Origin of the sequence: Roseovarius sp. ZX-A-9 (assembly GCF_028369135.1) — a bacterium.
In the GTDB taxonomy this organism is placed as follows: Bacteria; Pseudomonadota; Alphaproteobacteria; order Rhodobacterales; family Rhodobacteraceae; genus Roseovarius.
This window is the reverse complement of sequence record NZ_JAPWHW010000046.1, coordinates 1-11,433: the sequence shown is the minus strand read 5'-3', so window position 1 is coordinate 11,433 and position 11,433 is coordinate 1. Positions and strand designations below refer to the sequence as shown.

At 56.3% G+C, this 11,433-nt stretch carries 7 protein-coding genes; 3 read left to right on the top strand and 4 right to left on the bottom strand.

Going from position 1 to position 11,433, the window contains the following annotated elements; all coding sequences use genetic code 11:
• Nucleotides 1-191 precede the first annotated feature (191 nt).
• The 4 genes from O3306_RS22005 to O3306_RS21990 all read right to left on the bottom strand — a co-directional run bounded on the left by O3306_RS22005 (nt 192) and on the right by O3306_RS21990 (nt 7,665).
• Nucleotides 192-1,856, bottom strand: coding sequence for a hypothetical protein (locus O3306_RS22005; protein ID WP_272011511.1), 1,665 nt, complete (start codon nt 1,854-1,856; stop codon nt 192-194).
• Between the two features lie 259 nt (nt 1,857-2,115).
• Complete coding sequence (locus O3306_RS22000) at nt 2,116-3,249, bottom strand: polysaccharide biosynthesis/export family protein (protein ID WP_272011509.1); 1,134 nt, start codon at nt 3,247-3,249, stop codon at nt 2,116-2,118.
• A gap of 452 nt (nt 3,250-3,701) precedes the next feature.
• Nucleotides 3,702-6,167 carry a tetratricopeptide repeat protein gene (locus O3306_RS21995; RefSeq protein WP_272011507.1) on the bottom strand — a complete coding sequence of 822 codons (2,466 nt, stop codon included), beginning with the start codon at nt 6,165-6,167 and terminating at the stop codon, nt 3,702-3,704.
• A gap of 391 nt (nt 6,168-6,558) precedes the next feature.
• Nucleotides 6,559-7,665 carry an EpsG family protein gene (locus O3306_RS21990; protein ID WP_272011505.1) on the bottom strand — a complete coding sequence of 369 codons (1,107 nt, stop codon included), beginning with the start codon at nt 7,663-7,665 and terminating at the stop codon, nt 6,559-6,561.
• 349 nt (nt 7,666-8,014) lie between these two features.
• Between O3306_RS21990 and O3306_RS21985 the strand changes: the two genes are divergently transcribed.
• The 3 genes from O3306_RS21985 to O3306_RS21975 are packed head-to-tail and all read left to right on the top strand — an operon-like array spanning nt 8,015 to nt 11,286.
• Nucleotides 8,015-8,896, top strand: a complete 882-nt coding sequence (locus O3306_RS21985) for an ExeA family protein (RefSeq protein ID WP_272011503.1) — start codon at nt 8,015-8,017, stop codon at nt 8,894-8,896.
• The gene (locus O3306_RS21980; protein WP_272011501.1) at nt 8,893-10,443 is read left to right on the top strand and encodes a GumC family protein; all 1,551 of its coding nucleotides are present in this window, start codon (nt 8,893-8,895) and stop codon (nt 10,441-10,443) included. Before O3306_RS21985 ends, O3306_RS21980 begins: the two co-directional genes overlap by 4 nt.
• Nucleotides 10,444-10,467: 24 nt before the next feature.
• Nucleotides 10,468-11,286: a tyrosine-protein kinase family protein gene (locus O3306_RS21975; RefSeq protein ID WP_272011499.1), complete on the top strand. Its 819-nt coding sequence runs from the start codon at nt 10,468-10,470 to the stop codon at nt 11,284-11,286.
• Nucleotides 11,287-11,433 lie beyond the last annotated feature (147 nt).

The window sequence follows — 11,433 nt, the reverse complement described above, 5'->3', positions numbered from 1 at the left end:
GATTGAACGCAACACGCTCTAATTCACCCCGCCCCGCAACGTTGAAGCGCCGAAACTGTGCTGGGTCGTGACCACGAGCGGGTAGGCCCCAAAGCGGCCCGTCACGGTAAGGCAGTCGAAAAGCCTACCCAAGGGCCCACAGAACTCGCTTTAAGCCTCAGAGCGGCCGTGAGACGCCTCGACGGCTACCTTCACTCGCCTACGCGACGAAGGACAGGTAGGCCCTTGTCACCTTTGCCAACTTCGTAGGGCACCGGTGTTCCGTCATCGTTTGGAACAAAGACCGTCGCGCCGGCGTCTGCATCCTGCCGATCCCATCCGGACAACGTACCGGTCTTGTCATAACGCGCCGTATCCGTCCAAGCCGCCGACCAGTAAAGCAGCGGGTCGAAATAGGCCTCGCGCCTCACTGCATCATAGTCGATGGACAAGAGCCGCTTTTCACCATCTGGCCCAACATCGTACCGGCGGAGCTGATGTTCGGGGAAGTCGATGGAGATTAAAGATGGTGCGCTGTCGTGCACCCCGTTATTTGCGAAAACGCCGATATCGACGCGCGACATGCGGCGCTCTATCTGACCTCGCTTTCCGGGTGCCAGTTCGGTCCACGGGTCATGCCAGGCCACTTTGATCCTCGCCGTCCGGCCACCTGGCCCCTGTGGTTCGATCGAGACGAGCTCCGGGTCACCACGCAGCAAGCGCCATTCGAAAGTGATGGGCCGCTCATTGGCAGCCAACGTGTCTTCGGCCGTGACCACAAATTCGCGTTCCCAGGCAAAGCCACGCCATAGGCGCCCGATCGCCGCTGGTGCGTCAAGCAGGCGCTCACTCATCCCCGCAAGCCCGGCGGCATCCGAGAAATCCTCTTTGATGACCCGCAACCGCACCAGGGGTGGTATATCTTCGGGTCGCAACTTAGACGCCATCTCCACCATTCGACCAATCCGAACATGCCGGCCATCGAAAGCAGCGGGATGTGCGCTCCCCGACAAGTAATCTTCGCGGCTCGTGACGGTCGAAAGATTGTGGCGCAGGATCATCTGCACGGTCGGTGCAATCAATCCCTTCTCCCGCAGGAATGCAAAGGTATCGGTGGGAAGCGCCGCGAGTGTCAGCGCAATCGCGTTGAGAAAGAGCTGGTCCGAGCGCGAGGATCCCTGGCTGGTAATCATGTAGGGCCAGTTGATCGGGAAGAGATCCTCGGCGTCGTAATCGTGGTGCTCGGGATAGACGTAAATATGGTTGTTTTCGTAGAGTATCGGCGTGATTTCCCGCCATGTGTCATTGGTCATCGCAAGACGGGGCAGACTACGCCGCATAGCACCGCGCTCCAAAGCCATCGAGGAATTTCCGAAAACCACGGCAGGCAGGATGATCCGGCCCGCCAGACCTACATCGAGCCCTCCGGTGACAAGATGTGCGCCGTATTTCAGGTGCGTGAGGCGCGGATACATCTCCGCGTTCAACGACGAGTGGCCACGATCCCGGTTGTCGTAGACCACACCCGCGAAACCGTTGACGTCACCTTGTCCGTTCAGGATTCTCAGTAGCCGTACACCGTCCTGGCTATTGCCAAAACCAACGATCGGCAGTGCCGTGTCTGGCTCGGGCAGTTCAAGCCCCGCGGCCGCCCAGACCGCAGGATGAATCCTGACGACATCATTCTTGGACAGAAGTAACTCGCCCGCCTGAGCCGACGATTCCAGCAAGGTAACTGCAAATGCCAACCGCAGGATTCTGAGCAAAAAAGACATGAGATGAATCTGGCAAATCCCGCCGGGCATGTCCATCCGTGACGTGCGGATCATGGGGCAGTATTCATCCTGCTTCTCCGGTCGGCAGCGCAGGGGGTTCATACGCCAATCCACTGAACCAGAGAATGATGGCCCCGCTCAAGACCGGGACCATCAATTTCCACCGGGCCTGGAAGTCGGCCGAGGCGGTCGAACGGGAAATCCGTGAAATGAGGCGACTGGTACAGCGTCGAACGTCTGCGAAACCTGACCGAATACCTCACCCTGCAAGAAGCAACGCGAACTTTTCATCTAATTCAGGACGCCAACGAAAAGGGGGCCAGCAGTTAAGCCGCCCCCCTCCGTGTACACCGTGGTCGGTTTAGTTCGTGTTCGCGTTCACGACTTGAGCTGCTCCAACCGTGCCAACGATCGCGACGAGTGCTTTGGTCCACTGTACGGAAGGTGCTTCCGTCACGTAGATCGTGTCGCCATCGCGGATGTCAAAATCTCGGGCTAGTGGAATTCCGTTCGGCGCTGTCAGGTCAAGCACGTAGATAATGGTTTTCTCACCGACAATATCATGACGACCGAGTACCTTGTTGGAAGTTTTGGCATCTTCCTTGCGTATCACGAAAAGCCCGGTCGGATCAGAGAGTCGTCCATCCAAGCCGCCGACTTGCGCGAGCGCTTCAATGGCTGACAGATGTCTCATGCCGAAGGGCACATTGGCCTGATCACCGGTCGCGCCGAGCACTGTAAAGATACGAGGATCACGCTGTACCAGAACTCGGTCGCCTGCGCGCAGCGCAATGTCGTATTCTGGATGGTCATAGATATCCTCGAACCAAATCGAGCCTTTGACATTGCGCCGTAGCACGCTGATGCGCGCAATGTCTGCAGCAACAGTAACGCCGCCAGCAGTGGCCAGCATTTCCATCAACCGGCGGCTGGAGCGCCGAATCGGGTAAACACCTTGGGCACCGATGGCGTCACCAAGGATCGAGACCGTTGCACCGTCACCGTTGGCGCGCTGGACCAGAACCTGCGGCTGCGGTGTTTGGGTGCTCAGTTTATTGGTGATGGCTCTGCGCAATGCCTCGGGCGTATTGCCAGCCGCGCGAATTCGCCCGACATAAGGAATGAAAATGAACCCGGCATCATCCACCTGAATGGAGTTGAGACCTGACGCTCCGGCATCTCCCCGGTTCAGGACACCGTCATCAACGTTCTCGTAGATTACGAATGACAGCGTATCGCCCGGGAGGATTATGTCAGGCGCCGAGGAGCCAGCCTTGAGCAGCGCGGAAGGAAAGCCCGGGTCGGGAGCCGTGGCAATCGCACGAGTAACGTTCTCATCCACCACGACAATTGCAGTATTGCTGGTCTCTTCGACCTCGATATTGAGAATTTCATTTTTGCTGGGCCCTGGCCGCGGCAAGGTACAAGCGCCGACCATGGACACGCATACGGCAAGAGCCAACGTTCTAGTAATACGAGTAGACGTCGTTATCATATTGTATCTCCCGGCCCCGCCCCTCGAATGACGTCTCAGGGACGATTCGCCGCAGTTCTCTTGAAAAAGCACACTTCCCAACAGTTAAAGACAGGTAGAGGCCGATTAAGCAATCGCTTGTGTCACGGATTCTTGATGTGTTGCAAATGTGAATCATTGCATGAACCCAGCACGATAGCCGGTAAAGTTGAGTTGTCTGTCATCGGCTCAAGATGTTGTGCCAGCCCGTAGTGTACCACCTAAAAGGCCTCGCCACACGCCCAGCGGGGTCAAGGCAAGGCCGGCCACCGGGTGCAGTTAGGGCGCGCCGCGCGGTTATCACGCCGGGATTTGCGCGCCCTCGCTTTCTATCGAAGCGCCGAATCGCCGCTGATCTCAAGCACGCATCGCGTCTGTATATGGCCAATCACCCGCGAAATGGCCTGTTAGGCACCACCGCGCCCTAAACTCCTTTAGTTCTCAGCAGCTCCACCGTCCTGCAGGCTCTGCACCAATGCTCGCGCTTCTTCGACCTGTCGCCGGGTATCGGTTGGGCCGGCGATGCTGATAGCCTTGCGAAACTGTTCAAGCGCATCTTCAGGCCGAGTAAGAGCAAGGTAGGCTTTGCCCAGATGGTACTGAACAATGGGATCCTCGGGCAGCCCTTCTGCGGCCTTTTCGAGATATGGCAGGGCCTCGGCGCTGTTTTCACGGCGGTGGAGGATCCAGCCATAGGTATCCATCAACGCCGGGGCGTTGGCGTCACGCAACCGCCGCGCAACGGTCCATGCGCGGTTCAGACTGGCCTCATCTTCGCGATGGGTCGAAAGCAGGCTCGCGAGGTTGTTGGCCACGACAACCGAATTCGAGTTCTGTTCATAGAGCGCCTCGTAGATTTCGATTGCCCCGTCGATATCCCCGTCGCGCTCCATGTAGGAGGCCTTCGCCCAGAGTAGGTCCGCGTTCTCCGGCAAGTGGCCCAAGCCCTCATTGATCACGGCATAGGCCGCCTCAATATCGCCTTTGCGTAGTTTCAACCGAGAGAGTTCAAGCCAGATTTCTGGTTGAGCGGAGTTTGCCTCCACGAGTTGGCGAAAGGATGCTTCTGCCGCGTCCAGATTGCCGTTCGCTATCTGCGCCACAGCCGGAACGGCCTCCAGCGCGAGATTGTCGGGGTATTCCTCTCTTAGCTTCTGCGCGTAGGCCAAGGCACCAACGTTATCGCCGATGCTGAGCCTTGCCTGAACAAGGGAAATCTTGTCAGCGAGAGTTGCGTCGGCATTGTTGGCCAAGTCTTCAAGAAAGGACATGGCCGCATCTAACCCCTGCTGCCGGCTGAGACGTTCGGTCTCGATCCCGTTGGCAGCCTGGAGCGCGGTATCACCGCCAATGCGGCGCAGGGTGTCCACAACACTTTGAACGCGACCGAAATCCTCCATTCTCAAATAAAGCTGCCCCAGCGCGCTCAACAGATCGACATTGGACGGGGCGAGCCGCAGCGCTGCCAGCAAGACGTCCTCTGCCGGAAGATACCGTTCCTCTCCGAACAACAGCTGAGCATAGCGAAGCGCCTCGGCTGGTGCGTTGCCCGATGCCTCTACGGCTTGCGCCAGGAAATCTTTGGCCAGTTGCGGCTGACCTGCGCGCGCATAAGCTTTTGCAATCAAGGTCATAGCCTCGGCATCCTGAAGGTTCTGGTCGAGCGCGGTCCGAAGCTCGCCGATCGCCGCATCGGTTTCGTCAGCTTCGATTTGCCATGCGGCGTGCATTTTGAGCGCGCCAGGATGGGTTGGCTCTTCGGCCAAAACCTCCTCGACATGGGTTCGGGCACCCACCTCGTTACCGGTGGCAAGGAGCATCTTGGCGAGCGTAACCTTGATATTAAGGGACTGGTCCAGAGGCTCGGTCTTGGACAGTGCGTCCTGAAGCGTCGCAATTGCTTGCTTCTGGTTCCCCTCGGAGAACTCGAAGCTGGCTTCGAGGATCTGAAATGGCACGGGATCGGGGCGTTCGGACACGGCCTTCTTGATCTCGGCGCGGACGGAATCGGGATCCCGAAATGCCGACAGGAAGCGGATCAAGCTGATTGTCGGGACCGGATCTTCGGGCGCGGAAGCCTCTGACAGCTCGCGCAGCACGCCTTCGGCCGCATCCAGGTTTTTCCGTGAAACGTAGTACCGGACAAGCGTTTCCATATGCGCTGGTTCGTCCGGGAAAATTTCCATCATCTTGCGCAGCTGCGCTTCGACTCCACTCTCATCACCAAGCGTCGCCAAAACCCGAAGGCGCTCTTGATAATAACGACTGTTCGTGGGCTCGGCTTCGATCATCCAATCGATTTCAGCCAGCGCGCGAGTGAAATCCTGATCGCGAAGCGCATTGTCGATGAGGGTATTCCGCAGCAATATGTCATCGGGCCGTTCCGCCAGCATCTCGTCGGCCTTGCGTCCCAAGTCGCGGCGCACTGAGGGGTCATCATCATCAATGGCATCCCTATACTCACGTACAAGGGAGATGACCTTTACGCGTGGGTTCTCTGCATCCAATTCCTCGGCGCGCGTTCCATGGCGGTCAAATTCATCCCAGTTCCCAAAGGTAAAGGCCATCTCGGCGAGCATGATCCGGCTATCAAGATCATCGGGATATGACTCTGCCAGTCGCAGGTATTGGCGATAAGCGCCTTGGCGGTTGCCCCGTTCCAATTGCAGTTCTGCCATGGTCCGGCGCGCACCCTTGTGGCGGGCATTCAAGTTGAAAGCATTGCGCAACTCGACCATGGCGCGGTCAACGTCACCTTCCTCGATCAAACTCAGGGCGCTCTGGTAATGCTTCTCGGCCCGCTCTTCAGCCGAATCGCAGGCGGAAAGAAAAAGGGTGCAGCTCAGCAGAAGGACAATAGGGATAAAACGACTCAATACACGCACAAGTAGATTCCTCATCTGTTAAGCGAAAGGTAACAAACGCTGTACGAAGGTATACATCTCATTTGTCGCCGAATCCAATGACGGATTTGCAGATCGCTATCTCTGCCAGCCGCCGCGTTTCTCCATGACCTGCTCCGGATCAGCGCGGCCTTGCTGGTTTCCAAGAGCGTCCCGCCCCATTGCCCCGCGAGCATTGAACCAACACGGCCTGGCTTGGGCGACGGGACCGGATATTTCGCCGCGCTATGTCACGACCGGATCGCTGCGCCCAGAGTTTTCGACCGCTACGTAACAGGCGACATCTTCTGGCCTCGACTTTCATGAAAATCATTGCTGGCTGTAGATTTGCGTCAAGACGCCTTCTATCACTCAAAAAAGTTGAGTGGCAAAACAAGGAGTCAGCCAGCTACCTCCTCATGTAATAAACCTCTTCGATGTCGAGCGGGGGAAACATGCGATATGGCTGCCACCAACCAGAGAAATTTGCGAAGTTAAGCCAGACAAACAAAACAAGAGCGTAATAAAACAGTATCCCAACCACGACAGCTTGCTTCTGCCCCTCAAAGCGCCCGAACGCATCAGGCAAATTGGCAAACACAAACAACTGTAGCGGAATCAGATATAGACTGATCCGATCAAGAGCCGTGGAAGGAAACGCCCCGACAACAAGCGCCATGAAAGCGCAAATGGCCAGAAAGGCCATGACCAAATAGATCTTTCGCTCACTTTCCGAAACAGAGAGGCGATTTCTATAAATAATCAATAGTATAGCGGGCACCACATTCATGAGCAGCCTGACAAATGCGCCATCAGACTGCATCTCGTTTTCCAGGTACTGCTCGACAATCTGGTCAGTCGTTCCCTCGATAAGTGCCGTATACATAAAAAATGCAACGAGCAGAAGGAGTGGGAGGTTCTTGTAATTTCGAAAATTCTTGGTGAGCAGAGTGATGCCAATCAACACAACGGCAGAACGATGGAACGTAGCGGCAACGAATATCCAAAAAATAAACCACAGAAGGCGCTGCCGCCCAAGGGCGACAAGCCCAATCATGGCAAATCCCAACGCAACACCCTGGCGAGAATATCCCATTGATACGACGATGGTCATGTACGGGATGGAAACAGCAAGCGCCAACCATGGCCGCGTCATTGACCGTGAATAGATTATCAACCCCGTCGCAAATACTGTTCCGCAGAAAAGATTAACGCCAACGATGCCCAAACCTAAATCGAGGCTGACAATATTAAGAATGTTATATGCCGGATCAGACATACGAACAGCTTCAGAAATCGTAAGAAATTCGGCTTCGAACAGGTGTCTGACGTAGTTGTACCAATCGCCACCGACACGATCACGAAAGCCGATCATCAGGGCAATCAGGAGCAGTACCAGGATCCAAATTCCGTCGACTTTTACGCTTCGCGTACCATCTGCTCTGAAATTCTGAGCGGGCTTCGCAGCTACTGCTGTCAGGGCTGGTATCAGGAAAAGTATCCAGTAAGGCCACATATATCCATTCCCTGGTCTGCTTTGCACTGCTCTAACACGTCGATCAGGCTCCTGCCAGACTGTCTAGGCTCTCAGTTACGCTCTACCAGTTTACCAACCCCAAGAGGATCTTGCGCGACGGCCACGTAACAGCACTTGGAGGCTTGAAACGGTCGATGGTCTTTTTGCGCCAACATGACCGGAGAGCGCGGCGAGACCTGCGGCGCGTATGCAACACCTTGATTTACCACCTGATCTTGTCTTATTCTCACCAACCTTTGGCCATACCTTGCTTTCAATAGCAATCGTATGAGTGTACATTCCAATTTGCCGTGATTTAGCGGCTAGATTTCAAGTGATAAGAGCAAGTATGCCAACCGCCCTTTACAACGAACATTTCGGATTTCACGAGCGGCCGTTCTCGTTGTCGCCCGACCCGGAGTTCCTGTTCTGGACCAAGGCGCACAAACGGGCCCTCTCGGTGCTTGAATACGGACTCGTGACCCGGGCGCCACTTACCGTCGTTTCCGGCGAGGTGGGAACAGGCAAGACCACGTTGATTCAGCAACTGCTGCGCACGATGAAGGAAGATGTGACCGTCGGGCTGATTTCAAATGCCCGGGGCGACCGGGGGGATCTGCTGCGTTGGGTCCTGAGTGCATTCGACCTGGACGCACCCGCAAACCTTGATTACGTGGCCTTGTTCCAGCGTTTCCAGGATTTCGTTTTGGCCGAATACGCGGCGAAGCGATATGTTGCGCTGATCGTGGACGAAGCGCAAAATCTGGGGGCCGACACGCTGGAAGAGCTGCGCATGCTCACCAACATCAATTCCGGCAAGGACGAGTTGTTGCAGGTCATTCTGGTCGGCCAGCCCGAGTTGCGCGACCTAATCCGCCAACCGGAATTGCGTCAGTTCGCTCAGCGAGTGACGGTGTCCTATCACCTGGAGCCCATGGACCTGAGCACGACACTCAAATATGTCGCACATCGATTGAAACATGCGGGCGGTACCGGCGAGGAATTCACCGTTGAGGCGATCCGCCACATCCATGAAGAGGCAGAGGGCATCCCGCGCGTGATTAACAAGCTTTGCGATCTCGCCCTTGTCTATGCATCCAGCGGAGAAGAGGAACAGGTTAGCGTGGCAACGATCAATGAACTGATAGGTGATGGGCTGATTTTGAAGCCATTTCGTGAATCTTTGTTGCTCACCAATCCTCGCTCGGTTGTAGGAAAGGCTGCGGAATGAATTTCGATCTGGGCTTCTACTGGGCATTGTTCCTGCGCCGTCTTGCTGTGATGTCGCTGTTCTTTCTGGTTTTTTCTGGCTTGGGCCTGGTCGCCGCATTCAAGCTGCCCGAAACCTACACCTCTTCCGCACGACTTCTGTTCGAAGCACCGCAGATCCCCGTCAGCATGGTCAGTTCGACGGTGCAGGCCGGCGCGGCAGAGCAGCTTGATATCATTGAGCAGAGGCTGTTGACCCGGGCAAATTTGATTGACATCGCCAATCGGTTTGACGTGTTCGAAAATATACGCGAGATGGAGCCCGACAAGGTCTATGCGGCGATGCAGGCTGCGACGAATGTTCGTCGCAGAGGAGGAGCTCGCGCTGGCAATAGTGCCACGATGATGATCATCAGCTTCAAGGGGCGCTCTGCCCGTATTGTTGCAAATGTTGTTAATGAATACGTCACCCTGGTACTGCAGGAGAATTCCAGGTTCCGAGTCTCTCGCGCCGAGAACACTCTGGCTTTCTTCGAGCAAGAGGTCCAACGGCTGAACGAAGAGCTCAACCAGCGGAGTGCGGAAATTGCCCGCTTCAAGTCCGAAAACGCCAAGGCTCTGCCCCAGGATCAGGGTTACCGGCTCGGGCGGCAGAATGTTCTGCAAGAACGCCTTGATCGCCTCAAGGCGGAGATCGAAATCGCGGTGCAACAACGCGAGAATCTCGAAGAAAATTTCGATGCGTCGAACGAACCTACATCGCCCGAGCGCAGCGCGTACGAAGAACAGCTGGTCGTCGGCATGGCAGAGCTTGACAGGCTGACGGCGGAATACGGCGAAGACAATCCAAGGGTCATTCGGCTGAGGGACCGGATAGAGCGTTTGGAGGCAATCGTCGCCGCCGGGAATTCTGCCAACGCCGCGAATTTCGTGGGCGAAGATCCCGCTCAGAGACAGGCGCGTCTAGAAGCCGCACAGGCAGAGGCCGACGCCGCAATCGCAGCACTTCAGGCGCAAATAGATTCCACGAAAGCCGAACTCGAAGAACTCGAGCGGAACATTGCCGTGAGCGCGTCGAATGGCTTCCAACTTGCCGAACTGGAACGCGACTACGATATCGTCCAGTCACGGTACAGTTCGGCGATATCGAACCTGAATTCCGCGCGGATGGGTGAACGGATCGAGGCCACGGCACAGGGGCAGCGGATCAATGTAATCGAGAACGCCAATGTGCCGCAAATCCCTAGCGGGCCTGATCGCCTCTTGATCGCATCACTGGGTATTATTGCCGGACTTGTGTTCGCCGTGGGTTACTTCTTTCTGCTGGAAGTGCTGAACCGGTCCATCCGCAGGCCGGACGAGCTTTCCGAGCGGTTCGGCATCACGCCAATGGCAACGATCCCCTACATGGAAAGCAGAGTGACGAAATACCTGCGTCGTAGTGCACGACTGGTGGTGCTCCTTGCCGTTTTGATTGGCGTGCCTGCGGCGCTTTGGTATGTGGATACGTATTATCTTCCTTTAGAAGTGATTGTGCAGAAAGGCCTGTCCAAGTTTGGGCTAGGCTAGAGCAGATGAGAGAATTGAGACCGAATGGAAAAACTGCAAGCAGCCCTCGATAAGGCGCGTTCGTCCCGCAACGAACAGACCGTCACCGAAGAGGCCAAGCCGGTCGCGCCGAAACCCGAGAAAAAAGCGAACGCTAGTGTCGTTGCCCGTTGGGCTGCGTTGGCGCCTTTCGAAGTGCATGACAAGAATCTCGCCCAGCACCGGGTCGTGACGCGAGCAGCCAGCAAAGCTGCGACGCCATTTGATATCCTGCGCACCAAGGCCATCTTGACCATGCGTCAGAATGGCTGGAAGCGGCTGGCAATCACGTCACCGATGCCGCAATCTGGCAAGTCCACCATGGCCTGCAACATAGCGCTCGGACTCGGCCGCCAACGCGACCTGCGTTCGATACTCTTCGACCTGGATTTGCGCGACCCGTCCTTGCGCGAATTTTTCAAGGTCCAGCCACCCCATGGTATCAGCGAAATGTTGACCGGTGAGGTCTCCTTCGAAGAGCAAGCTTTGCGCTATGGCGACAATGTCATTGTTTCCATGGCCCAGCGCGCGGAGTCTGACCCGACACGGATCCTTCTGGCCGAGGAAACGGCCGAAAAGCTGGATGAAATCCAGGCGGAATACGAGCCCGATCTGATGGTTTTCGACCTTCCCTCGGTGCTGGTGAACGATGACACGCGGGCGTTTCTCAAGAATGCAGACTGCGCGTTGATCGTGGTTCGGGCTGATACAACGACCTATAGCCAGTTCGAGAAATGCCAGCGCGAAGTCGCTGAGCATACCAATGTGCTTGGCGTGGTCCTGAACGCCTATCGGCACGACAAGCGCGCCGCCGAAACTGCGTGATCTTTTCTTTTCAGTCGGTTCTGCGCTGCGATCCCCAGCCGGGGCAGTCGGCCTTCAGTTGAAGCCGACTTCGCAGATCGCATCAGACGCCGCCTATTGGTTTCCCCCTGCCCTTCATCGTTCCGTTAGAGCGTGTTGCGTTCAATT

Excerpts from the sequence above, each read along its gene's own strand:
- O3306_RS22005 (WP_272011511.1), bottom strand. The coding sequence starts at position 1,856 with ATGAACCCCCTGCGCTGCCGACCGGAGAAGCAGGATGAATACTGCCCC.
- O3306_RS22000 (WP_272011509.1), bottom strand. The coding sequence starts at position 3,249 with ATGATAACGACGTCTACTCGTATTACTAGAACGTTGGCTCTTGCCGTA.
- O3306_RS21995 (WP_272011507.1), bottom strand. The coding sequence starts at position 6,167 with ATGAGGAATCTACTTGTGCGTGTATTGAGTCGTTTTATCCCTATTGTC.
- O3306_RS21990 (WP_272011505.1), bottom strand. The coding sequence starts at position 7,665 with ATGTGGCCTTACTGGATACTTTTCCTGATACCAGCCCTGACAGCAGTA.
- O3306_RS21985 (WP_272011503.1), top strand. The coding sequence starts at position 8,015 with ATGCCAACCGCCCTTTACAACGAACATTTCGGATTTCACGAGCGGCCG.
- O3306_RS21980 (WP_272011501.1), top strand. The coding sequence starts at position 8,893 with ATGAATTTCGATCTGGGCTTCTACTGGGCATTGTTCCTGCGCCGTCTT.
- O3306_RS21975 (WP_272011499.1), top strand. The coding sequence starts at position 10,468 with ATGGAAAAACTGCAAGCAGCCCTCGATAAGGCGCGTTCGTCCCGCAAC.